The 24075-nt window shown below is 39.2% G+C and carries 20 protein-coding genes; 14 read left to right on the plus strand and 6 right to left on the minus strand.

Features of this window, described 5'->3' with window-relative positions:
* Positions 1-196: 196 nt before the first annotated feature.
* Positions 197-2098: an FAD-dependent oxidoreductase gene (locus ACFPA1_RS00145; protein ID WP_378580696.1), complete on the plus strand. Its 1902-nt coding sequence runs from the start codon at positions 197-199 to the stop codon at positions 2096-2098.
* A 105-nt stretch (positions 2099-2203) separates the two neighbouring features.
* Here ACFPA1_RS00145 and ACFPA1_RS00150 read toward each other — a convergent pair whose 3' ends face one another.
* Positions 2204-3208 (minus strand): DUF3231 family protein, encoded by a 1005-nt coding sequence (locus ACFPA1_RS00150; protein ID WP_378580699.1) that lies wholly within the window; start codon positions 3206-3208, stop codon positions 2204-2206.
* Positions 3209-3436: 228 nt separating this feature from the next.
* Between ACFPA1_RS00150 and ACFPA1_RS00155 the strand changes: the two genes are divergently transcribed.
* Together ACFPA1_RS00155 and ACFPA1_RS00160 are read left to right on the plus strand one after the other, a co-directional pair.
* On the plus strand, positions 3437-4273 hold the full coding sequence (locus ACFPA1_RS00155) for an aldo/keto reductase (protein WP_378580702.1): 837 nt from the start codon (positions 3437-3439) through the stop codon (positions 4271-4273).
* A gap of 330 nt (positions 4274-4603) precedes the next feature.
* Positions 4604-5374, plus strand: a complete 771-nt coding sequence (locus ACFPA1_RS00160) for a type VI secretion system tube protein Hcp (protein ID WP_378580705.1) — start codon at positions 4604-4606, stop codon at positions 5372-5374.
* Between the two features lie 146 nt (positions 5375-5520).
* Here ACFPA1_RS00160 and ACFPA1_RS00165 read toward each other — a convergent pair whose 3' ends face one another.
* Entirely contained in the window at positions 5521-6753 is a 1233-nt protein-coding gene (locus ACFPA1_RS00165; RefSeq protein ID WP_378580708.1) for an NAD(P)/FAD-dependent oxidoreductase, read from the minus strand.
* Between the two features lie 651 nt (positions 6754-7404).
* On the opposite strand from ACFPA1_RS00165, the gene yycF reads away from it, so the two are divergent.
* The 3 genes from yycF (at position 7405) to ACFPA1_RS00180 (ending at position 9581) form a co-directional block, all read left to right on the plus strand.
* The gene (yycF, locus tag ACFPA1_RS00170) at positions 7405-8130 is read left to right on the plus strand and encodes a response regulator YycF (RefSeq protein WP_378580711.1); all 726 of its coding nucleotides are present in this window, start codon (positions 7405-7407) and stop codon (positions 8128-8130) included.
* A gap of 210 nt (positions 8131-8340) precedes the next feature.
* Positions 8341-8589, plus strand: coding sequence for a hypothetical protein (locus ACFPA1_RS00175; protein ID WP_378580714.1), 249 nt, complete (start codon positions 8341-8343; stop codon positions 8587-8589).
* A gap of 206 nt (positions 8590-8795) precedes the next feature.
* Positions 8796-9581 carry a nitroreductase family protein gene (locus ACFPA1_RS00180; protein WP_378580717.1) on the plus strand — a complete coding sequence of 262 codons (786 nt, stop codon included), beginning with the start codon at positions 8796-8798 and terminating at the stop codon, positions 9579-9581.
* Positions 9582-10112: 531 nt separating this feature from the next.
* On the opposite strand, the gene ACFPA1_RS00185 is transcribed toward ACFPA1_RS00180, so the two are convergent.
* Together ACFPA1_RS00185 and ACFPA1_RS00190 are read right to left on the minus strand one after the other, a co-directional pair.
* Positions 10113-11234 (minus strand): ABC transporter permease, encoded by a 1122-nt coding sequence (locus ACFPA1_RS00185; RefSeq protein WP_378580720.1) that lies wholly within the window; start codon positions 11232-11234, stop codon positions 10113-10115.
* A 1-nt stretch (position 11235) separates the two neighbouring features.
* Positions 11236-12165, minus strand: coding sequence for an ABC transporter ATP-binding protein (locus ACFPA1_RS00190; RefSeq protein WP_378580723.1), 930 nt, complete (start codon positions 12163-12165; stop codon positions 11236-11238).
* Positions 12166-12455: 290 nt separating this feature from the next.
* Here ACFPA1_RS00190 and ACFPA1_RS00195 point away from each other — a divergent pair, with 290 nt between their 5' ends.
* Positions 12456-12731, plus strand: coding sequence for an autorepressor SdpR family transcription factor (locus tag ACFPA1_RS00195; RefSeq protein WP_213146116.1), 276 nt, complete (start codon positions 12456-12458; stop codon positions 12729-12731).
* Positions 12718-13362, plus strand: a complete 645-nt coding sequence (locus ACFPA1_RS00200) for an SdpI family protein (protein ID WP_378580726.1) — start codon at positions 12718-12720, stop codon at positions 13360-13362. The genes ACFPA1_RS00195 and ACFPA1_RS00200 overlap by 14 nt, the downstream gene beginning before the upstream one ends.
* A 202-nt stretch (positions 13363-13564) precedes the next feature.
* Here the strand turns inward: ACFPA1_RS00200 and ACFPA1_RS00205 are convergent, their stop codons facing one another.
* Both ACFPA1_RS00205 and ACFPA1_RS00210 read right to left on the minus strand, forming a co-directional pair.
* Positions 13565-13891 (minus strand): AzlD domain-containing protein, encoded by a 327-nt coding sequence (locus ACFPA1_RS00205; protein ID WP_378580729.1) that lies wholly within the window; start codon positions 13889-13891, stop codon positions 13565-13567.
* Entirely contained in the window at positions 13882-14601 is a 720-nt protein-coding gene (locus ACFPA1_RS00210; RefSeq protein WP_378580773.1) for an AzlC family ABC transporter permease, read from the minus strand. Before ACFPA1_RS00210 ends, ACFPA1_RS00205 begins: the two co-directional genes overlap by 10 nt.
* A 114-nt stretch (positions 14602-14715) precedes the next feature.
* On the opposite strand from ACFPA1_RS00210, the gene ACFPA1_RS00215 reads away from it, so the two are divergent.
* The 6 genes from ACFPA1_RS00215 to ACFPA1_RS00240 all read left to right on the plus strand — a co-directional run bounded on the left by ACFPA1_RS00215 (position 14716) and on the right by ACFPA1_RS00240 (position 23466).
* Positions 14716-16119 carry a PLP-dependent aminotransferase family protein gene (locus ACFPA1_RS00215; protein ID WP_378580732.1) on the plus strand — a complete coding sequence of 468 codons (1404 nt, stop codon included), beginning with the start codon at positions 14716-14718 and terminating at the stop codon, positions 16117-16119.
* 174 nt (positions 16120-16293) lie between these two features.
* Entirely contained in the window at positions 16294-16758 is a 465-nt protein-coding gene (locus ACFPA1_RS00220) for a cupin domain-containing protein (RefSeq protein WP_378580775.1), read from the plus strand.
* 600 nt (positions 16759-17358) lie between these two features.
* Positions 17359-19764 carry a sialidase domain-containing protein gene (locus ACFPA1_RS00225; RefSeq protein WP_378580735.1) on the plus strand — a complete coding sequence of 802 codons (2406 nt, stop codon included), beginning with the start codon at positions 17359-17361 and terminating at the stop codon, positions 19762-19764.
* Positions 19765-19942: 178 nt separating this feature from the next.
* Complete coding sequence (locus ACFPA1_RS00230; RefSeq protein ID WP_378580738.1) at positions 19943-20791, plus strand: MurR/RpiR family transcriptional regulator; 849 nt, start codon at positions 19943-19945, stop codon at positions 20789-20791.
* A 76-nt stretch (positions 20792-20867) separates the two neighbouring features.
* Positions 20868-22049: a cyclically-permuted mutarotase family protein gene (locus ACFPA1_RS00235; protein ID WP_378580741.1), complete on the plus strand. Its 1182-nt coding sequence runs from the start codon at positions 20868-20870 to the stop codon at positions 22047-22049.
* 409 nt (positions 22050-22458) lie between these two features.
* The gene (locus ACFPA1_RS00240) at positions 22459-23466 is read left to right on the plus strand and encodes a DUF3231 family protein (protein WP_378580744.1); all 1008 of its coding nucleotides are present in this window, start codon (positions 22459-22461) and stop codon (positions 23464-23466) included.
* Positions 23467-24075 lie beyond the last annotated feature (609 nt).

The following is a 24075-nucleotide window of genomic DNA, read 5'->3' on the forward strand; positions in this document are numbered from 1 at the left end:
TCCGAATCCATTTTTGAAAATCCAAATTCCCTGCTCGGTAATGGATACTTCAGCATACATATTAATCTACTTGAAACGAGCAGGATTTCACTGTTTCTTCATTAAATGCTTCCAAGTTTGTCATATTATTTGTGAAAAACTTCACATAAATTATTTATAATAAATTTGTAAATGAAATGAAGGCGAGGGAAATTAGATGTCCAAATTATTTACCCCAATAAAAATAGGCCCTATTACAATCAAAAATCGCTTTATGATGGCCCCAATGGAGAATGGCTTGGCTGCTCCTGGCGGTTTTATTAATGATAGAATAACGAAATTCTTTGAAGAAAGAGCAAAAAATGAAGTGGGTATTATTATCACTGGCTCGGTTGGGATTTCACCGGAAGGGCGGGGACTGCCAACACAGCTAAGTATTTACGATGACCAATTCATCCCTGGATTAAGGGAGCTTACTGATGCTGTTCATAATGCAGGCTCTAAAATTGGCGCGCAGATTTATCATGCCGGCCGTCAGGCGTCCGAGGCGATTACTGGTATCCAGCCAATTGCTCCAAGTGCGGTTCCGTGTTTGGTTGTTGGAAATGACCCACGGGAAATGACCAAAGAAGAAATATATGAGATGAAGGAGAAGTTTGTTGAAGCAGCCAGACGGAGTGTGGAAGCCGGATTCGACATGATCGAAGTCCATTTTGCCCATGGCTATCTTCTGCACAGCTTCTTATCTCCTCACAGTAATAAACGGACGGACGAATTCGGAGAGAGCTTAGAAAACCGGATGCGTTTTCCGATGGAAGTATTGCAGGAAATTTCGGAGCTTTTTGGTGACAAAGTGGCTGTTACGATCCGGATTAGTGCCGATGAATATTTAGAAGACGGCTTAAAGTTTGAAGAAGTCATTACCATTTGTCAAAAAGCGGTCGAAGCTGGGGCACAAGCAATCAGCTTAACAGCAGGAAGCTATGATTCTGTTGAATACACGATTCAACCAATGTTCATTGAACAAGGTTTCTTAGTCTCTTTTAGCAAGAAATTAAAAGAATTTGTGGATGTTCCGATTATTGTGGCAGGACGTTTAAATAGTGCAGATCTAATTGAAAACATTATGGAAAAAAATGATGCAGATATGATTGCCATTGGCCGAGGTCTTATTTCTGACGAAGAAATCGTCGTTAAAATGAAAAATCAACAATATGAAGACATCCGTTATTGTGTAGCTTGCAATCAGGGCTGTATCGATAATGTTTTCCAAGGAAAGGGCATCACTTGTTTAGTAAATGCCAGGGCAGGGTTTGAAGCGGAGCGCAATATTTCTGAGACTGATCATAAGAAAAAAGTCCTTGTCATTGGAGCAGGGCCTGCTGGAATGGAAGCAGCCAGGGTTGCACGTTTACGTGGACACGATGTTAGGATTATTGATAGGGATCAGACAGTCGGAGGAAAATTTGACACATTAGCAGCACCGCCTGAAAAAGATAGCTTCCTTCTCTACAAGGATTTTTTAATCAGCCAGTTAGAAAAGCTTGGGGTTCCATTTGTACATGAGAATATCAAATCGGTTCAAGACCTTGAAAAATATCAAGCAGATGAGATTATCGTGGCCACAGGAGCCCATCAGTCCATGCCGCCAATCAAAGGTACAGAACTAGCAAATGTTCTGTTAGCTGAAGACGTATTAAATGGAAGAGAGGTTGGTGAGACTGTAGCGATTATCGGAGGCGGGCTAGTTGGTACAGAAACGGCTAAACTCCTTTCTGAAGCTGGTAAACAGGTAACAATTATTGAAATGGCAGATTCCATTGGCAATGGTGTTGGTCCTACCTTTGCAGGACATCTGTTTGACTTTCTGGAAAAAAGACATGTCCAACAGATTACCAGTGCAAAAGTCGTTGAAATCAAAGAAAATAAAGTGGTTCTAGAAGACCGTGAAGTATTAGCAGATCAGGTAATCATAGCCGCTGGTTATACACCAAACAATGATTTTATCGAAGAATTAAATAAACAATATCCAAGCCTTCAAACAATCGGTGATGTAAACAAACCAAGAAGAATTATCGATGCAACAGCAGAGGCATTTTTAGCTGCTGCTACTATTTAAGAGGACACGGGGACGGTTCTTCTGCTTCTGAAGCAGAAGAACCGTCCCTGTGTTCATCTAATCCTGATTCTCCCCCAAGAAAAGAACACCCCATATTGTAGAATATTATTGTTGTATTAATTTATCACGGTCGACTGCTTGTGGAGGTTCCTCCATCCAGCCTTGTTTAATCATAATATTGGCTCCATCTTCCACATACAGTGCGACTTCTGGAATCAATGATATATATTTAAGACCTAAATCTCTCCTTGGACTTGCTACTAATGCAGTTCCATAATAGCCGATTCCAGCTGCAACCATGGCTGTAACATGAAACATCATTAGTTTATCTGAAAAAATACTTGCCGTTGTATTTAAAACAGCCGAACCTGAACTTATAGGGGCTGGCAGATCCTCCTTGGTTAAAAAATTGCTAAATGTATCTATATATTTCTGGGCAAGCTCTTTTCCCCTTAAAAAGTACTGTTTTACCTCTTCGTTTTGAGCGGTCTGGGCAAAGCACGTTACTAATTCTTTACCGATCACATTTATTAGAGTGTTTAAGTATAAGTGTGTGATTTCTTGTGAATTAATCGATCTCTTTTTCCCAAAAAAACCAGTTAAATAATGTTGTTTTTCTATAAAATCGATTCTTTCAGGAATAGGTATAGAAGGAGGTTTTATATAAATCCCTTGTTTTAGCATTAAATCTCGTGTTCGATCCTGCAATTCAACCCCTTTATTTAATATACGCTTATGAAAAGAAATAACATCTGGACGTGTCGCAACTGTTAGTGCTGCACAGCTGGCTGTCATGGCAAATACCGCCAGTTGACTTAAATGCTTTAAGAAAAAAGTATCTGTAAAAAGTCTGGGAGCTTTGGTATTGACATCTTGTTCTGTAAATCCAATGGGTATAGGAAAATTCTCCTTTTGAAACAGTTCCTGCATGATGGAAACATTTTCTTTTGCTGTATCAAGTGTCCATTCAATAATAGGACGTATTTCTTCATCCTCTACTTTTTCTAAGAAATAGCTGTTCATACAAACAACGATTGTATCACCCATGTATTGAGTCCATAAACCAGACATTTCCGCAGCAGTTAAAGGAATATTTGTTTTATCATCCATTAGAACAACCTCCTATTTTACATTAATAATATTTCCTAAAAAGCGGAAAACATAAATTGACAACCTCCCTAAACATCGATTGAAAAGGCACTAATCCTGAAAGTCCCTTTTGTCAATCGATATGAAGGTATAAAAATTGAGGGCTACCATAGTCATTAGGGCTGTGGTATTTTCTTTTTATAGAGAGGAATATTCTTAGTGAAATCTTTTTTGATAGGAGGATTCAATATGCCAACAAGTTTAAAAGATACGGTTACTTTATCTAATGGCGTGGAAATGCCGTGGTTAGGCTTAGGAGTTTTTAAAGTAAGTGAAGGGGAAGAGGTTATTCAGTCTGTAAAGGCGGCAATTCGGAACGGATACATCAGCATCGACACCGCTGCAATCTATTTAAATGAAGAAGGTGTGGGGCAGGCGATTCGTGAATCAGGTGTACCTCGTGAGAATTTGTTTATTACAACAAAGCTTTGGAATACCGAGCAGGGATATGAATCTACATTGGAAGCGTTTGAAACAAGTCTTAACAAGCTTGGAATCGACTATTTGGATCTATATTTAATTCACTGGCCAGGTGTTGATAAATATAAAGAAACATGGAAGGCTTTCGAAAAGCTATACAAAGACGGTCGTGTCCGTGCCATTGGCGTCAGTAACTTTCATGTTCATCATTTAGAAGATTTGATTCGGGAAGCTGAAATTAAACCAATGGTCAACCAGGTTGAATTCCATCCCCATTTAACTCAAAAAGAGCTTCTCGCTTATTGTAAAAAAGAAGGAATTCAACTAGAAGCATGGTCGCCATTAAAAAAGGGAGAACTGTTAAATGAACCAGTTCTCGAAGATATTGCGGCTAAATATAATAAATCCGTTGCACAAGTAATTCTGTGCTGGGATCTGCAACATGGCGTCGTAACAATTCCAAAATCCATCAAAGAGCATCGCATCATTGAAAACGCCGACGTATTTGACTTTGAACTGACCGCAGAAGACATGGAAAAAATTGATGGACTCAACCAAAACAGCCGCTCTGGATCGAATCCAGATACCATGAGAGTAGGATTCTAATTGAGGATGTGGCCAGCAGTTTATTCTGGATTCGATTTGGTGGGAAATTACTAAGAATGGCATAATGTCTGCAAGAAAAAAATCTAATATAGAAGTACATGGTATGCTTCCTCAGACTAAGAGTTGAGGGAGTTTTTGTGCTTCCACCACATCGGTTGAAATGCGCCCAGATGATAAGAATAGGAATGCATGGAAGGGAAATCAGCTAAGCAATAAAAACTTTTCCATAATAGTCAAAGGGCTCATGAACCGTACATATCTACCCTCTTAACGAAATATAGTTAGTAGGGAGTGAGTCATTTGTAATATTCAGAAGGGGAGGGAGACTTATTGTATCTTAGTAAAAAGACCATTACCATTTTGATAAGTGTAATCGTGGTAATTTTCTCAGGCTTTGGCGTTTATGCGGCTGCACAGCAGGATGATGACAACCAAACTCTTTATGCTTGCACGAAAGACAATGGACAAATCCGTTTGGTTGAAAAAGATACATCATGTGGTCCAAATGAGAAAATGATTTCCTGGAACGTAGAGGGGAAGCAGGGACCACCGGGAGCACAAGGTCCTGCAGGAAAAGATGGGACTGACGGAAAAGACGGTGCTGTAGGACCACAAGGGCCGCCAGGAGTGTCTGTGCCTGCTGGTGAAGGAAGTCCTGTTCTTAATTATGATGTTTATATGAAATTAGGTAATATAAAAGGGGAGTCCTCAGCAGAACAATATAAAGATTGGATCGTATTAACTGGAGTTGAATTTGATGCTTCTCAAGTGCTCAGTACAGGAGCAGGCGGGGGAGGAAGTGTAGGGAAACCCTCGCTCAATGAGTTCGTTGTCAAGAAAAGCTACGATGCTTCTTCAATCCCAATATTTCAGGATTTGCTTACAGGAAGACACAGCGCTGATTGCAAGATTGTGTTCGTATCACGCGGTGAATCCCCAACACCTATTCTCACAATTGAGTTACTCGACGTCCTGATCTCAGATTATAACTTTGACAATATGTTTGAAACAATTGGGCTGAATTTTACTAGGATTAAGTCGACCTATTCTGGTGTAAATCCTCCAATTACCGGTGATTTTGATTTCAAGACAAATAAATAGTTTTAAAAGAATACTTAGTATAAGTGCTTGTTACCTCCCAAATTTTATCGAATTCTACGACACTATTCGGGAAGTGAGAGGCACTGCTCTTGAGGAGTGGAGAATCGTATAAAACAAGAAAAATGGGGAAAACCATCCCCATTTTTTCATGACTTATTTAGCAAAGGGCGATCCTGCAAGTAAAGAGGCAAATCTGGACAATTACCCTCAACAATCTCCTTTACAATAATCTTCGACAGCAATTGGCTGTAGACCGTCCCATTATCACCAAAGGCAAATAGAAAATAGCTATTAGGATATTCTTCATATTGGCCAATTATCGGAATGCCATCTGCTATGCCGCCATAAAATGCAGCTAAATAATATTCTGGCTGGACCTTAATAGTGGGAAACATTTTATTAAACTCTTCAATCAGTTTATCCTTTTTGTGAATCAGTTTACTATCGCGATCTTCAGGGTATGGAGTATTATCATCAAGTCCTCCGATGATAATCCGGTTATCTCTAGTGGTCCGCATAAATAAATAGGGACGGGCAGTTTCCCAAATGAGTGTCCTGTTATACCATTCGGAGAGATTGTCGACTGGATTGGTTGTGACCGTATAGGTACTGACAAAGGAGGCTTTTTTCTCTTTTTTGATTTCCAATCCTTCATAACCCGCCGCAAAAATAATATAGCGTGCTAGAATCGAACGCCCATTCTTTGTCGAAACAATCATTCTTCCTCGTTCTTCATCATAGTGGTGGCCATTCATTTCCGTATTTTCATATATACGGATCCCTTTACTTGCGGCGTACTCCAATAGTGCATGGTTGAATCGGAAAGGATTGATTTCTGCATCATTGTATGAGTAAATAGCGGCATCCCTGCTAAATGGATAGTTTGTTTCAATCTCTTCCTTTGTTAAAAAGGTAAGGTCACAGTTATGCTGCTTTAAAAATTCGTATTCCTTTCTTAGTTTTTCAACGTCCTCTGGACAGCTAGCAGAGTATAGGGTATCTCTTCTGTTGAATTCACAATCAATTGAGACTTTCTTTGAAGCCTCTTCCATTTCATTAATAGCTTCCTTTAGTAATTCTAAATGCCTTCTTATGTAATCTGCTCCAAAGGTGTTGATCAGATCTGTAAACATTTTTTCGCCGGAGTATTGAAGGAGGGCGGTATTCGTACTAGTACTGCCGCTGCCAATGGTTGATTTTTCAATGACAGCCACCTCTAAATTTGCATTTGCATCAGCAAGATAATAGGCACACTGTGCCCCCGAGCTTCCACCCCCAATGATTAATACATCACAAGATAGGTCTTCTTCCAACGCCGGGTACGAGGGAGCATCAGGAAAAGTAGTAGGCCAATAATAAGTTCCAGATTGTAAATTCATATATATCCCCCAGTTATTAAAAATATATAAGGTTAATATAACCAGCCTCATATTATACATACGTGAAGCATGGGGACGGTTCTCGTGCCTCATTATTTGGCTATTTGTTTTTTTGTCGTCAACGTCTGCCATTATTTTGTATGCTTATTGCGTAAAATCCGTTTAGTAACAATGTTTTTTCGATATTTAATCAAACGTTTGTGTAAACGACAATGTTTTTAGCTTTAACAAGGATATAAAGCTTATCTTTGTTGAGTTTTTCTTACTTTTAACCAAATGTTTGTTTAAAAAAATCAATGTTCTATTCTACCCGAGAGCCCAAGAAAAAGAAGGGCACCGGTAAAAAAGATGAGGCATGGGGACGGTTCTTGTGCCTCATTTTAAGTTAGGTACAGACTTGTTTACGGTAAGGAAGTAAATGGGACAGACAGGATGACAGCGGGACTAATATACGGAGGAAACCTCTTTGAAACGGAGCGTCAAGTAAGCAAAGTGTTAGAGACAGAAGCTTTACCAAATTGTTCTATTTCTTTAACTAAACTGTAAAACAACTATGATAAAGTAATAAATACATCATGTACCCTCCATGCAGAAAATAGAGCTAGCTATCTTTTTATTAAGGTGCTGGCTCTATTTGTATCCAAAATATTAATGAAAGGAGCATTGGTACAAGTGAATATTCTTGTCGTTGATGATGAAAAGCCAATTGCGGATATTTTGCAGTTTAATTTAAAAAAAGAAGGCTACAATGTCTATTCCGCCTATGATGGAAATGAAGCTCTCCAATTGGTGAAGGAGGTTCAGCCGGATTTAATCCTTCTCGATATTATGCTGCCGGTCCTAGATGGAATGGAAGTTTGCCGGGAGGTCAGAAAAAAATATGAAATGCCCATCATTATGCTGACCGCAAAAGACTCTGAAATTGATAAAGTGCTCGGGCTTGAACTTGGGGCTGACGACTTTGTAACAAAACCATTTAGCACACGGGAATTAATCGCCCATGTCAAAGCGAATCTGCGCCGTCAAAATACAAGTATTGCCCAAACGGAATTTGAAAGTGATACAAATGATATTGTCATTGGTTCCCTGGTTATTCATCCAGATGCTTATGTTGTTTCAAAGCGCGGGGATAAGATTGATTTGACGTACCGTGAGTTTGAATTGCTTTACTATTTAGTGCAGCATATCGGTCAAGTCATGACAAGGGAACATCTGCTGCAAACAGTATGGGGTTACAATTATTATGGGGAAGTTAGAACTGTGGATGTAACGGTCCGAAGATTAAGAGAAAAAATTGAGGATACACCGAGCCATCCAGCTATGATTGTTACACGCCGCGGAGTTGGATATTATTTTCGGAATCTTGAACAGCAGTAATGTCCGTTGATAACTAATCTTCTAATGGATCTCTTAAAAATACATATTAAAAGAATAATTTTAATGTCGACTGTGTTTCAGTAGTATTAAAATCTCGTATGATATTAAACAATCCTAACACTTTTGTTAAAAAATGTCGGATTTAGTTGAAGCTTGGATACTAGAGTTATATGATCAAAAGACAACGAAGGTGACTAGGAGGTGAGGTTAGTGGCATCTGTTTTATTTGGGACAGTCGAATACTATGAAGGAGAAATAGTTCATTATCTATCTAATAGATACAGCTCTGATAAAGAAGATGTTGCCAAAAAAGTTTTTGCCTTGCTGGAAAAGGAAATCCTAAATTCTTTTTTGTTTGAAGATACTCTACGAATTCAATGTTTACATAATCTTCTCAAGGCATTTGGAAAGGTCACTAAAAAAAGTATCGTAATGAACAAAGAAACCGCTGCTACCTGAGCGGAATGGAATTCCCTCTTAAATGGAGGGTTTTTTTGTGCCCTGAGCATGAGTCTTTTATGGCGGGATCAGCGTTACCTAAGTCTTATTTAATTGGACTTCTTTTTAGCTGATCTGAATGAGTATGGCTTGGATTAACTTTTTTATCTATCATATTTCGAACCGTCCTCATGTCTTTGCCCATGCTATACTATTTTTAAGGAGTGATGGCTTTGGAATTAAACGATGTTATCTTCGGGCACAGATCAATACGAGAATATGAAGATAGGGAAGTCAGTCAAGAACTGTTGGATCAAATCCTAGATGCGGGGATTCGGGCCTCTTCTAGCGGAAATATGCAAACGTATTCAATTATCGTTACCAAAGACAAAGAGCTTAGGGGAAAATTATACTCTGCCCATATGGAGCAATCGATGGTAGTAGATGCACCTATTCTATTAACATTTTGTGCCGATTTTAATAGAATGCGAAAATGGCTTGCCCTCAATGATGCACCTGTGCATTTCGATAACTTTATGAGCTTTATGATTGGCGCCATTGATGCCACGTTGGCTGCACAAAACTGTGCGTTAGCGGCAGAGAATGCCGGACTGGGCATTTGCTATATGGGCTCAACGCTGGCCAATTGTGATCAAATTGGCGAGCTGCTCAACCTGCCGCCAAATGTCGTACCAATAGTGGGTTATTCATTAGGATATCCCTCAGAAAACCCTGCCCCGCGCGATCGATTGCCTAGGCATGGACTCGTTCACTACGACCAGTATCATGATTATTCAGATGAAGACATCCTAGAAATCTATAAAGATAGAAATGAAAAGGGCTGGAAAAGGTACATGGCCAACCCGAGGCTTAAGGAAATGACCGAACAATTAGGATTGAAAAACCTCGCCCAAATCTATACCATTGCCAAGTATACGAAAGAATCTCACCTCGAGTTTTCACAGACAGTGCTGAACTACTTGGAGAGGCAGAATTTTATGGAAAATGAGTAGGGAGTAGGGTTTTATTTATGATGTTTTCGAAAACATTGTTGTTTTAGCTCCTATGCGACCCAACCGCTGATTTTTTAAAGTATTGGGGTTCATAGAAAGGCTATATGCGACCGGACTGCCGATTTTTTCAAGTGTTGAGGTTCATAGAAAGGCTATATGCGACCGGACCGCTGATTTTATCAAGAGTTGGGGAGCATAGAAAGGCTATATGCGACCGGACCGCTGATTTATCAGGAGTTGGGGCGTATAGAAAGGCTATATGCGACCGGACCGCTGAATTTATCAAGAGTTGGGGAGCATAGAAAGGCTATATGCGACCGGACTGCCGATTTTATCAAGTGTTGGGGTTCATAGAAGGGCAATATGCGACCGGACCGCTGAATTTATCAAGAGTTGGGGCGTATAGAAAGGCTATATGCGACCGGACATGTTATTTTTCCATGAAAAAAGTGCCAGTCACTGCCCATATATTGCCGATATCTTCTCAACAATATACGGGGGGTGACTGGCGTTCTCCCTTGTTTTATCGGATTACCTAACAGATACAATTGATTTCCGTTTATACAACAAGGAACCAATGATAAAGGCAATTCCACCCCAAAGGAGCATAATCCCAAATCCATACCAGAGTGGGGATGAAAGAATAGAAGTATGATAGACCATACTGTCTCTTAGACCGTCTGCAAAATAGGTGAGCGGGAGAATATTTGATATAGGCTGCAGCCATTCAGGCATGGTTTCTACCGGAAAGAAAATGCCGCTGACAAACATCATCAGGAAGCTGACAATGTTTGCTACACCCATATATGCCTCATTCGTATTACTAAAAGAAGAAATCAAATAGCCAATTCCGTTGAAGGAGAGGGCCCCCATTAAGAAGACCATGAGTAAACTAGGGAAATTAATAAATAGATTAGCACCGAATACGAAAACGCCAATTAAAGATAAGAGGATGATTTGAATGGTGCTGAATAACAGGCGCATCACCATATCGCTAAGCCCAAAGATCCCCATTTTAGCCGGGGTCATTCGGAGTCTTTTGATTAACCCTTTTCTGCGCATATCCACTAAGTCAACCATTCCGAATAAGCCGCCCTGGGCTATCGATAAGGCAATCATCCCAGTCAAGAGAAAATCAGTATATTTTAATTCCGCACTGCCTGAAGAAATGGTTTCAAATTGCTGCTTGAAGGTTGGAGTTGCACCCACTGCTTGCAAGTTTGCCTGCTGAATGAATTGATCCAGGACACCCGAAACGACTTGGGTTGAGACACTTTTTTCATTTTCTTTATTTACAATCAGTTTAATCGAGGTAGCATGTGCAGAATCTGGCAAAATGATGGCAGCATCGACTTTCTTCTCTTTTACCAACACTTTTGCTTTTTTTTCACTAGCAGGTTCATTTTTACTAACTTCAATAATCGGAATTTGCTGCAATTGCTTAGCCATCATAGTAGACGTTTCATTTGGAGATTCGTTAACAATGGCAACTTTCGTGCTAAAATCATCATTTGAACCGCCGCCAAATATCGTCATAAAGATGACCAGTAAGATTACCGGAAAAAAAATCCCCCAAAACCACGCTTGTTTTTCGCGGAGCGTTAATTTTAATTGAGCAAGGAACATTTGCTTAAATTGCTTGAAATTATTCATCCTAATCCCTCCACTCTTTGCCGGTAAAAGCGATAAAGACATCTTCAAGACTCATTTCGCGAATCGAAACTTGCTCGACTTGATAGTCCTTTTCTTTTGTAAATTGAAAAAGGTCAAACAGTAAATCCTGGGGTTTAATGGTCCATAGCTTAAGTGCGGTGCCTTCCCGTTCTGTACGCGTTACAGAATCAAGTCCCTTTGCAAAAAGCTCTGCATCCTGGGCGGCTTTTTCTCCATCAAGGAATGATAATCGTACCTCTCGTTCATTAGTTAACTTTTCTATTAATGCGGAGGGAGAATCCAGGGTTACAACCAATCCTTGGTCCACAATGCACACTCGGTCGCTTAGTTTTTCGGCTTCTTCCATATAATGAGTGGTGAGAATAGTCGTTTTCCCTAATTTCTTAAGCTCCAGAATAATCTCCCAAACATTTCGTCGTGCCTGAGGATCGAGTCCGGTTGTTGGTTCATCCAGAAATACGATGTCAGGGTCACTAATCATGGCAAGCCCAATCGCAAGTCGTTGCCGCTGACCGCCGGATAATTTCTTGACTTGATTCTTTCGATGCTCGGTCAAATTGACCAATTTGAGAATTTCTTCAGTAGGCCGTGCCTTATCATAAAATGTAGCAAATAGATTCAAATTTTCTTCAGGGGTCAATAAATCAAACATGGCACTAGATTGCGGCTGTACGCCAATTTTCTTTTTAATCGTTACAGCATGCTTGTTCCAGTTCAATTCGCGAAACTGTATTTCTCCATGATCTGGTGTAACCAAGCCTTCAATCATCTCAAGTGTGGTCGTTTTTCCTGCCCCATTTGGCCCAATGATGGTGAAAATCTCACCCTCTTTTACAGAAAAGCTAATATCTTTTACGGCTTGAATGGATCCGAACGATTTCTTTAAATTCTGGACCTCTAAAATATTCATCGTTACATCACCTTTCCTTGGAAACCAGCCATTTTGTCACATAAGTCTAAATTCCAAAAGTTGCATACCACGTTATACCTATGTTGTGAAATAGGAAAGGATTCATAAATTTTTTAAGAGGCATGGGGACGGTTCTCATGCCTCATTTTTTATTTAGCTTTTAATTTCTCTGTCATCAAAAGCCAGCAATTTTTTATGAATCAAAATGTTGTTAATACCCTCTTTTAGAGATAGAAAAATATGTTATTATATATTTAGATAATTAACTAAATAACAAAGAAGGGAATATCATGAATGAGGTTTTTAAGGCTTTGGCAGACCCAACCCGAAGAAAGATACTGGATTTGTTAAAGGATCAGGATTTAACGGCAGGGGACATAGCTGAGCAATTTGAAATGAGTAAGCCATCAATTAGCAATCATCTAAAAATCCTGAAATCTGCAGGATTGGTGATGGATGAGAAAAAAGGGCAGTTTATTATTTACTCCTTAAACTCAACCGTTTTGCAGGATGTAATCAAATGGTTATTAGACAAAAAGGGGGATGGGCTTCATGAAAAAAAATAAACTTTTTTATATTACGCTAATCATTTCCATCATTCCATTGATTGTAAATCTTATTGCCTTTCCACATATTCCTAATAAGTTTCCGGTTCACTGGGGATCTAGCGGCGAACCAGATCGGTATGGGTCAAGAATCGAACAGCTCACCATGAGTGCATTACCCCTTGTCCTGTTTGTGTTTTTAAATTTTCTGCCGTCCATTGATCCGAAGAGAGAATCTTATAAAAAGCATAGCGGCGCATTTTCTATCATCAACTCTGTCATTATCTTATTTCTTGTCATCACGAATTTATTGGGGCTGTTCAGTGGACTGGGATACAATATACCTTTTCAAAAAGTTGTACCGGTACTACTAGGTATTTTGTTTATCGTTCTTGGAAATTTCATGACGCAAATCCGGCATAACTATTTCTTTGGCATTCGGACCCCTTGGACGCTGGCATCAGAATATGTCTGGAAAAAAACACACCGGTTTGGAGGATATGTTTTTGTCGTTATTGGCCTTGTACCATTAATCACCACCTTCATAGGTTCCATGGGAATGTACTTTTTCCTCGCGGCATTAGCGGTTGGAATTGCGATGATCATGATTTATTCCTATTCGCTGTTTAAAAGGGAAAAAGGTGATGAGTAATTTTCCGGATATATAAGAGGAGTATAGCAAGTGCAGGTCACTATCCGTAATTAGTTGATTTTCATAAGCATTACTTGGGTGGTGACAGGCACTCTAATATTAAAAAACTCCCCAAAAAAAGTTTTTGAAGAGTTTTTAACAAAAATATTATTGATAGGTTAGAAGATTAATCCCTCATGTTTGCCAATCACGTTGTACCACTTTAAAACATAAACCGCAATACCATGATAGAGATGATTCCAGCTACAACCGTTCCCAATAAGCTGCGAGTCACAATGGCAATGATAAAAGTGGGCAGTGCGGCGATAAGTTCAAGGTTATCTGTCAAAGGTGCCAATTTTCCGTTTGGCATAAGCAACTCTTGCCCGACTAAGGCTGCCATAACGGCAATGGGAACATAGCTCAACCAGCGCATCGCCCATTCTGGCAGTTCAACACGACTTAAGATTGCAATTGGAAGCACTCTTGGAATGAATGTAACAAGGGCTGAGCCTAAAATAATTAAAAAGATCGACCATCTTACTTCCATTTCTCCACCGCCATTCCTACGCTAGAGGCAATGATGGTTGCGACAATAACCCCTACGCTTCCAGATGCCACTAAACTTACCCCGACAACAATGGCAACAGCACTTAGGGCAACAAGAATATCTTTCCTCAATTTTCCTCGGCTGACCATTTGCAGGACAAGCAGGCCGATAAACATTCCAGGCAAGGCAAAATCAAGGCCGAATTTTTCCGGGTCTGAAATCCATTCTCCGAAAAATGCTCCTGCAATATTGGCTAGGAACCAATTTAAATAAGCCGTTACATTTAGACCATACATCCATTTTTCGCTAAGCCATTTCTTCCTTGCTGCTTCATTCATGGCTACACCAAATGTTTCATCTGTAAGTAAAGAACCGATCAATACATTCTTGAAGGGTGTAAGATGACGGAAATAAGGCGATATCGCCGCGCTCATTAAAAGATGGCGGAGGTTAATAAAGAAAATAGTAAAGATAATCGCTAGAGCGGGACTATTAGCCCCAATCATCGCGGCAGCAATAAATTGACCAGAACCTGCGTATAAAAGCAAGGAGATCAGTCCAATTTCAACAATCGAAAGTCCTGCCGTTTTTTCCACCACACCGGCCGCAAATCCAATGCTTAAGTAACCAAGTACAGTGGGCAGACAATCCCGTACACCGGCAAGGAAGCTGCTTTCTTCCCGCAAATACGTGTTTTCACTAATGTTCATCATCCTTCACCCCCTGATATAAATTATTTGTATAAAAATTACTTTATCATCATCATTGTATGGGTTCAATGATATAATTGTATGCAATACAATTTTTCAAGGAGAAGGTGTGGTATGCCGGTTAATTCATTTGAAAATTATCCGATGTCGTGGAAGCCGGATAAAAAACAGCTTGTCCTTCCATTGTATCGATCGGTTGCTAGTTTGTTGGAATATGATATTATCAATGGTTTTCTTGCACCCAATACGAAGCTTCCTCCGCAGAGGGAATTAGCAGATTATCTTGATATTAACCTCAGCACTGTCACAAGGGCATTCAAAATCTGCGAAGTGAAAGGGTTAATCTATGCCGTTACCGGAAGGGGAACCTTTGTGACGCCCAATGTAAAAAATGCTATTTTCATGGCAGATAGTGATGAGCATAAGAATTACATAGAGATGGGGATCATCAAGCCCCTTGATCACACAAACTCATTCGTCGCACAAGCGATTAAAAGCATTGCCGCCAAAGATTATCTGGAAAATTTACTAGATTACAGGCACCCGTTGGGAATGCCTTATCATCGAATGGCAGCCAAAAAGTGGATGCAGCGCTTTAACATGGATGCCCCCATTGAAAATATTGCGATCACTTCAGGCGGGCAAAATTCGTTTTCGCTGATTCTAATGTCCTTGTTTCATCCGGGAGATAAAATTGCGGTGGATATCTATACGTATCCTAATTTTATTGAACTGGCCAAAACAATGAATATCCAATTAATCCCTATTGAGGGCGATGAGCAAGGCATGAAGCCGGAGAAATTAGAGGCCGTCTGCCGAACAAATCCATTGCAGGGAATCTATTTGAGTCCCTCCTGCAACAATCCAACTGCTGTGACTATGAGTATGAAGCGCAGAAAGGAAATAGCTGAGGTCATCAATAAACACGGGCTTATTTTAATAGAGGATGATGTATACTCGTTCCTGGCACCGGATGGCTATTACCCGATTTCCCATTTTGTGCCGGAACGGTTTGTTTATATCCTGAGCGTTGCCAAATCACTCAGCTCTGGTGTTCGCGTTGCCTTTATCGCTTATGCTGATCAGTTTGTTGAAAAAATAACGTATGGAATTTTCAATCTCAATGTAAAAACATCTGCCTTAAATGCAGAAATTATCACAGAATTAATTAATACAGGGGCTGCTGAACAAATCATTAGGAAAAAGCGGGAAATTTCGCAAGAACGAAACGAGATTTACCAGAAATATTTTAAAATCGATGATCCAAGCGAAAACCCGATTAGTTTTTTTCGCTGGATACCACTGCATAAAGAATGGCAGCTAAACCAGTTTGAGCATATGGCTTTAAGCCAGGGAATCCATGTTTATCATTCTCATCGTTTCTTGGTCAAAAAAGATGAATCTCCCCAATTTATTCGAATTTCGCTTACATCTCCTAAGGACTCGGATGAATTGGAGAAAGGGCTTCGAATCCTAAAAAGGTTTTTGCTAGAGTCGGAAGAGGTACTGCGCAAATAAAACGTTGAAGTATTAAATGAAGCTTTTAAACGGAAAAGTTCGCCCCGTACATTAAGTACATTCCCATAAAATAGTGCATACGATAATTTGTATTAATCTATGAAGGGATTGAATTTGATGAACTATACCCCTTGGATGTATTCATATCCATATCCATATCAACCCAATGTCCCAATGTATAATAATTATACAAGACATCCTAATTACTGGAATATGTATGATAACGCAAGAATCCAGGCAAAAGATTATGGGCGGAAACCATTTGTAGTCAATATTAATGAGGCTGCGAGGCAGAACAATACCTATCGTACCGCATTATGGACAGGAAATCATTTGCAAGTTACATTGATGAGTATCAATGTTGGTGAAGATATTGGTTTAGAAATTCACCCTCACGTTGACCAATTCTTACGGATTGAACAAGGTCAAGGTGTTGTGCAAATGGGCAAGACAAAAGAGCGTTTAGACTTTGTTCAAAACGTTTATGATGATTTTGCCATTATGATCCCTGCAGGCACCTGGCATAATGTGACCAATACAGGTAATATCCCTTTAAAACTTTATTCTATATACGCTCCTCCACAACACCCAGCCGGAACAGTTCATGTAACTAAAGCACAGGCTTTAGCTGCGGAATAATCCAAACCTCATGAATACCTCTTCAAGGGAGGGGGCTTTACTTCAAAGCAGAGTAAAGGGGAAAGGCCTTTCAGGATTTCCCGTAATCCCTTCCCTTCTGAATATCTTCAATTCTTTCCTCGCAAACCCCAACGAACGCCACGAACAAGATTCACAGATGATTGGAAGGTCGGATGGCACGACTGACCTTCGGATGCAAGACTCGATTTCCTCCCAAGAAAGAATTTGTCCGGTTTTCAGCCCATTTTTTCCAAAATGACAGCATCTCTTTGATAAATATGATGGTTCGCAGTGATATTTTCCAGGATTGGGGAATTTCTCATATAAATAGACGCTTCCCCTTTTTGCTAACCCCATTTTAAAAAAAGAATCGTCCACAGTAACCTTAGTGCTTAAAATGACAAGTGATTGTCACTTTTTAAAAATTATAGACAATAAACTGTCAATTGTGTTAATATTTCCCTAGCATAATAGAAATCTAGCATCATGTTAAAAGGAATGAGAAGCGAGGTGAATATTGTAAGCGATATCATATGTTTGATCCGCCAGTAAGCTTAGAAGAAAGGTATAACATGACCATTTATGGAAGGAGAGATTTTTTTGGCAAAAAGATTTTCAAAATTCTTATTATTAATGCTTATAGCCATTTTCGTCTGTGGACAGGGTGCGTATGTTTCAGCAGTGTCCACGGATGATATGCCTGAGCCGATTTTACAAGTAGAAAACCAGAGGATTAAAGACGGATATTTCACTGACTTAAATAATCAAGTTGATAAGCTGAAAGCAATGGATGAAGGAACCATTATTGTAAGATTTCAATACACTGGCTCGTCCATTATGTCACTTTTTTCGTTAAGTAATAAGCAGGTCCGGGATGGCCATTTTCATCTGTACATTTCTCCTTCAGCGATCGGAAGTGAAAATCGCTTTGAAAAACCGGGAGAAGCCAAGACAAATGTCCATGTGAGTGCCCCAGTGAATTTGAAAGAAAATAAAGTGTATACCCTTGCGATGGTGGTAGACAAGGATAAAGGGTATAAGTACTTTTTAGATGGTGAATTAATCAAGGAAGATTCACAGTCTCCAAGGAAATTTTTAAGTAACATTTATGCGCCAAACAGCGCGCAATTAGGAAGAACGGAAAGGTTATCAGGCAATCAATATCCATTTAACGGCAATATTGATTTTGTCAAAGTTTACAATCAGCCGCTATCTGATGAGTCGCTAACAACCATTACCGGTGAAACCAAAGCTGCATCATTAGTGAACCCTATGCCCGATACAGCTAAGCTCACCAATCCTTTCAGCGTATTTTATCCAGGCTTCATGAACTCCAATAACTACCGAATTCCTGCGTTACTTTATAGTAAAAAAGGAACATTGATTGCCGGTATCGACCGCCGTGTAGAAAATGGAGGAGATTCTCCAAACAATATCGATGCTGTCGTCAGACGAAGCTTTGATCAAGGTCAAACATGGGAAGCTGACGGTATAGTCATCAATGATTACACGGATAAAGCCTCTAATATTGACTTGTCATTATTACAGGATGCTTCCAATGAGAGAATTTTTGCACTTGTTGACGGGTTTCCGCATGGAGCTGGACTCATGGGGGGCTTTGGCACAAATGCGTATAAAGGAACTGGGTTTAAAACGATAGATGGCAAACAGTACCTGTATTTAAAAGATGCAAACAACAAGGAATACACGATTAGAGAGAATGGAATCGTCTATGACGAAAGTGGAACTCCTACTGCCTATTCAGTTGATGAAGATAGAAATTTATATTTGAATGGCGAAAAAATAGATAACTATTTCAGCCAAACCTCTCCATTAAAGCCTTTTAAAACATCTTACCTTGAGCTGTATTACAGTGATGACGAAGGAAAAACGTGGACAGGACCAATTGATTTAAATGATGAAACAAAAGAAGAATGGATGATTTTCTTAGGGACAGGTCCAGGAAACGGCATCCAGCTGACCGAGGGCCCTTACAAAGGAAGACTAGTATTTCCTGTTTATTTTTTAAATGAATATAACAGACAAGCTAGTGCCGTTATTTATAGTGATGACCACGGTAAAACATGGCATCGCGGAGAGTCTCCAAACGAAGGCAGGATCGTAAACGGTGAGACCATCAATGAACGATATTTTACCAATTATGATCATGAAATTACAGAATCGCAAGTGGTAGAAATGCCGGACGGCCAGCTGAAATTATTCATGCGCAATCACTCAGGATATGCACAAATTGCGACAAGCTTTGACGGCGGAGAAACTTGGGAGTCTGAAGTAGTGACGGAAAAGGCGTTAACTGCACCATACAGTCAAATGTCAGCGATTCGCTATAATGGCCAGATTGATGGAAAGGAAGCTGTCATCTTTTCCAGCGCCAGTGATTCCGGGAGCAGAATAAATGGCACTGTTAAGGCAGGGTTAATCGAGGAAGCTGGAACCTATGAGAATGGCCGGACAAAATATTCTTTTAACTGGAAATACAGCCAGCTTGTGAAAGAAGGCCAGTACGGATATTCCAGCCTCACCAACCTTTCAAACGGTGACATTGGTCTATTTTATGAAGGAACGGCCAATACGGTCATGTCCTATATTCAATTTAATACGGACTACTTAAAATGGCAGCGATATAAACAAGCACCAAAGCCAGCCATACAATCATTTGATGTTTTATCTAAAAATCCAAAGCCTTATCGTCCAGGAGAGAAAATCAAAGTAGAGATTGTATTTGATGACTTTGTTATGTTAATGGGAAATAAACGAATTAACGCCATCATCGACGGAAAAGTAGTCCAGCTTGATTTAGCAGAAAAAATCGATAATCGCCGTTTCGTTTTTGAAGGAATCGTCCCGGATATCAAACCAAGAGCATATACCGCGGAGTTTGAATTGGACCCTGATCTTTCTATTTATAATGTTTATGGGGAATTATTTGATTCAAATCAAGAGGCGGCCAAATTCACCAATCAGATTATTATCAGAGCTGATTAATGTAGGATGAGAGCTGTTACGAAGCCATCATCGCTTTGTAACAGTTGCTTACCGAACGGAAAAATTCTGCCTATATAACTCTGTATATGACATTTTTATCCACCCTATACGCTAACCATCTGCTTCTTGTTTATAATATAAACATTGGAGGCTTTTCCAATTTTGGAGGTGGATGAAAATGACAGCGAACACGATCGATAAAATGAAAGGTATTAAACCGTCCATTGTCATGGAGCAAAATAAGCATACCTTTACTAAATCAGAAAACAAGATATATGAATACATTCGGGACCATACACAACAATTGCTATATCATTCTCTAACGGAGTTATCGGAGGCTAGTGGAGCAGCGGAAGCCACCGTTTTACGTTTTTTTAGAAAACTGGGGTTTAAAGGGTTTCAGGATTTTAAATTTTTGTTAGCCCAAGAAGTCTCGCTGGCTGCACAAAAAGATGACCATGAAACGATCATTAAAAAAGTCAGAAATCATATGATACTGGCGATAAATGAATCCTCGGAAGTCATCCGATTGGAAGAATTGCAAGCGGGAATTGAAATGATCAACCAGTCGGATGATGTTGTCATCTTTGGCATCGGGGCTTCAGGAATAGCCGGGTTAGATATGCAAAATCGCTTAATGAGAATTGGCAAACATTCCGATGTTGTGACGGATTCGCATTTTCAAATCATGAGAGCTTCGTGTATGACCGAGAAAACAGTTGTGATTGCCATCAGCCTTACTGGAAGTACAAAAGACATCGTAGATGCGGTGGTGATTGCCAAGGGAAATCATGCGAAAGTGATTGCCTTAACTAGTTATGTTAAATCTCCGTTAACAAGGTTTGCAGATTTAGTCTTATTATCATCTTCGAAGGAGAGTCCATTAGACAGTGGATCACTAGTATCTAAAATCTCTCAGCTTTATCTTATTGACCTCCTATGTACCGGCATTGCCATGCAAAATGTTGAAACGGCAAAAGAGATCAATATGAAAATATCGAAAAATTTATCAAGTAAGCTTTACTAGAATTTCTGAATAAAGTACCGTATTTGGAAATCGCTAGATTCCAAATGATGCGTTACTAAAATGGGGAGGAAATATCTTGAAAAAAGTTTGGATCGCAGCCATTACAACCATGCTTGTTATTGGAGGTTATATTGGGACGAACGCTAACGCTTCCAAAAACGCAAAAATAGAGCTCAAAGCATATGCTTCTGAAAATGTTAAATCCGTAAAAAGAATCACATGGGAACATGCAGGAGAGCTGGAGGCACAAAAGGGATTTGATAAGAACATAGGTACAGCAGGAGTGTTATCAGGATCCTATAAAAATTATTTAATGGTTGGTGGAGGAGCGAATTTTCCTTATGAATCCGTTCTAAATGGAGGGGCAAAGGAACATTACTCTGATATTTATGTTTTCAAAAAAGAAGATAGTGGTTTAACGATGGTAGAACATACGAATCTTGACCATAAGATAGGATATGGGGCGTCAATCACGACAGATAAAGGTGTTTATTATGTTGGAGGAAGTCCTGAAAAGGAATATGCAGACGATATCCTGTTCCTTACGATCGATAAAAATAAAAAACTCAAAGTGGAAAAAGTAGGAGATCTGCCATTTACGATAAGTAATGGAATCGCAGTGGAGAAGGATGGAAAATTATATATTGGACTGGGACAGCAGAATGGCAAGGATAGCAATAAATTATATGAATATGATCTAAAAACGTCCACTACTAGGGAGCTGGCATCCATACCAGGAGAAACGGTCAGAAATCAAAGTGTAGCTCAATTATTAAATGGAAACCTATATGTATTTAGTGGCGGCGGATCGATTGCTTACACAGATGGGTATCAATATAATATCCAAACAAATAGCTGGTCAAAGGTTTCCTCCGTAAAAGTCGGTGATAAAGAAATATCCCTGCTTGGTGCCAATTCTGTCAAATTAAATAATGATGAAATGCTAGTAATTGGAGGATTTAATAAGGAAGTATATGATTATGCGGTCAAAAATTTAAACACATTACAAGGAGAAGAACTAGCAGCCTTTAGAACAAAATATTTTACGGCTGATCCTTATGAGTTTAATTGGAATAAACAAATACTAATCTACAATGCCAAAAACGATACCTGGAGATCTGTAGGAAAGGTTCCATTTGATGCACCATGTGGAGAAGGCTTAGTTTTAATGGATAACCAAATTTTCTCTATAAACGGAGAAATAAAACCTGGAGTAAGAACAAACGCCATTTATTCAGGGACCATACTAAGCCATTAATGAGGCATGGGGACGGTTCTTGTGCCTCAATTTTAGGGACAGGGAGACGGTTTGCGGTATCATTTTGGCTAACAACATCAGTGGTGAATGAGAACCCTCCCCGTTAACCTGACGAGAGATTCGTCAAAGGGGCCAATTTTTTGTTACGCACAACGTATAGCAGGAGCGAAAGAAGTCCTGGTTTTTGACTAATTATTATTGTTCTTCTGTAACCGGGCGCATTTCAGGATAACGAAAAAAGGCCAATTTCTCAATTGCTACTGAGAAATTGGTCTTTTTTATTATTGTAATTTCCTTATCGTTGTAACTCCGCCCTTTCCTGCTTCGATTCCCATCTATAAAAAAGGGGTACGAGGAGAATAATATTAAGTGATAGATTGGAAAAACTAATTGGAAAGGAGTGAATAAAATGAGTGATACAAAAAACCATATGCCTCTTGCAGAATTAACCTCAAGCGAGGTATCTAACCTTTGGTCATCCTATTTAAAGAGCAATATGGAACTTAGATTTTTTGAATATTTTTATGCAAGTATTGAAAGTAACGAAACAAAACAAGTCATCGAAAAAATGTTAAATCAAACTGAAAATAGTATAAATGAACTCAAGGAGATTTTTATCAAAGATAATCTCACTATTCCTCTTGGTTTTACGGATGAAGACGTAAGGGTTGGTGTACCCAAGGTATTTTCCGATACATTTATTTTATATTTTTGTTTTGATCTTACATACCTAGCGATGAGTACATATCCAATTGCATTATCAGATTGCACTAGAAACGATGTCCGAGAACATTTTCAAAAAAACATTGCCTTTTTTGTAAAAATCCAGAATGAACTTTTAGATTTGATGTTATCACAAGGAGTATATTTGAGTCCTCCGCAAGTAGCGATCGATAACGAGGTAGAAATAGCTGATTCCATGCTATATCTGAATGGGTTTTTTGGTGGATCTAGACCTTTAAATGCTCCTGAAATTGCGAATCTATCCAGAATTGTTCATCGAGCACAGTTTTCAAAAATGGTATTTGTCACGTTTAGTAAATTAGCGCAAACAAAGGACCTAAAACAACATTTTAGTAAAGGCAGAGATGGACTTCAAAAAGTGTTAGATTCACTTCAAGAAATTCTTGAAAAAGAAAATATTCCTATATCAGCATCAGGGGACTACAAAATTTCCGATGTAGAGATGTCTCCATTTTCCGATAAGTTAATGTTGTTTTTTACGAATACATGTCTGGGAATTTTCTGTTTTGCTATGATAAGTCAGGCTATGACTTCCAGCTTAAGAACAGATATTGTTTCTAAATTGGACAAAATATCTGAGGATATGAAGAAGTATTATGGCCAAGGTCTACTTTTAGCTATAAAAGAAAAATGGTTTGAACAACCTCCTCAAGTAGTAAATAGAAAAGTCTAGTTAATAGATTGCTTTAGCTAAACAGGCATAACTTGAATGTACAAAGGGAATCTTCAACGACAGGGCGCAATTCTGGAGCAAGAATTACGCCTTTTTAATGCAGCTATTAATTTAAAAACAGATCCGTTTGCTTTAACCATTCACATGAATGGCGGTAAAGATTTGGCCTCATTTATACACCAAACTTTAATATCGTTAACAGTTAGATTTTTATCATCTTCTTTAACTAGCTTTTTGATATAGTTATCTAAAAATTAAAACTATTATTGACAATTTAAAACTAGGATGCTAACATTTCTATAAACCGAAGACGAGGGAGTTAAACTGTTAAACGGTCTCATAGCGAATCCGGGATGGTGTAAGCCGGACAGATGCAGTCACAGCAAGTGGGCCTCCGAGGGCGAAGTGAACGAATTTTTTTAGTAGCTAAGACGCGAGAGCCAGCGTTACAGGGCTAAGGGTGTGAGAGCACTCTACAGAGCGGATATGTAGGATACATATCAAACAAGGTGGTACCGCAGGTTATAAACACTTGTCCTTGAATTATTATTTGAGGACAGGTGTTTTTTATTTTTTTATAACCTTAATCAGCTGCAAGTGTTGAAAGGA

Origin of the sequence: Neobacillus sp. GCM10023253 (assembly GCF_042653105.1) — a bacterium.
Taxonomy (GTDB): Bacteria; Bacillota; Bacilli; order Bacillales; family Cytobacillaceae; genus Neobacillus; species Neobacillus citreus.

Coding starts and splice junctions, on each gene's coding strand:
- ACFPA1_RS00145 (WP_378580696.1), top strand. CDS start 197: ATGTCCAAATTATTTACCCCAATAAAAATAGGCCCTATTACAATCAAA.
- ACFPA1_RS00150 (WP_378580699.1), bottom strand. CDS start 3,208: ATGGATGATAAAACAAATATTCCTTTAACTGCTGCGGAAATGTCTGGT.
- ACFPA1_RS00155 (WP_378580702.1), top strand. CDS start 3,437: ATGCCAACAAGTTTAAAAGATACGGTTACTTTATCTAATGGCGTGGAA.
- ACFPA1_RS00165 (WP_378580708.1), bottom strand. CDS start 6,753: ATGAATTTACAATCTGGAACTTATTATTGGCCTACTACTTTTCCTGAT.
- yycF (WP_378580711.1), top strand. CDS start 7,405: ATGAAAGGAGCATTGGTACAAGTGAATATTCTTGTCGTTGATGATGAA.
- ACFPA1_RS00180 (WP_378580717.1), top strand. CDS start 8,796: ATGGCTTTGGAATTAAACGATGTTATCTTCGGGCACAGATCAATACGA.
- ACFPA1_RS00185 (WP_378580720.1), bottom strand. CDS start 11,234: ATGAATAATTTCAAGCAATTTAAGCAAATGTTCCTTGCTCAATTAAAA.
- ACFPA1_RS00190 (WP_378580723.1), bottom strand. CDS start 12,165: ATGAATATTTTAGAGGTCCAGAATTTAAAGAAATCGTTCGGATCCATT.
- ACFPA1_RS00195 (WP_213146116.1), top strand. CDS start 12,456: ATGAATGAGGTTTTTAAGGCTTTGGCAGACCCAACCCGAAGAAAGATA.
- ACFPA1_RS00200 (WP_378580726.1), top strand. CDS start 12,718: ATGAAAAAAAATAAACTTTTTTATATTACGCTAATCATTTCCATCATT.
- ACFPA1_RS00205 (WP_378580729.1), bottom strand. CDS start 13,891: ATGGAAGTAAGATGGTCGATCTTTTTAATTATTTTAGGCTCAGCCCTT.
- ACFPA1_RS00210 (WP_378580773.1), bottom strand. CDS start 14,601: ATGAACATTAGTGAAAACACGTATTTGCGGGAAGAAAGCAGCTTCCTT.
- ACFPA1_RS00215 (WP_378580732.1), top strand. CDS start 14,716: ATGCCGGTTAATTCATTTGAAAATTATCCGATGTCGTGGAAGCCGGAT.
- ACFPA1_RS00220 (WP_378580775.1), top strand. CDS start 16,294: ATGTATAATAATTATACAAGACATCCTAATTACTGGAATATGTATGAT.
- ACFPA1_RS00230 (WP_378580738.1), top strand. CDS start 19,943: ATGACAGCGAACACGATCGATAAAATGAAAGGTATTAAACCGTCCATT.
- ACFPA1_RS00240 (WP_378580744.1), top strand. CDS start 22,459: ATGAGTGATACAAAAAACCATATGCCTCTTGCAGAATTAACCTCAAGC.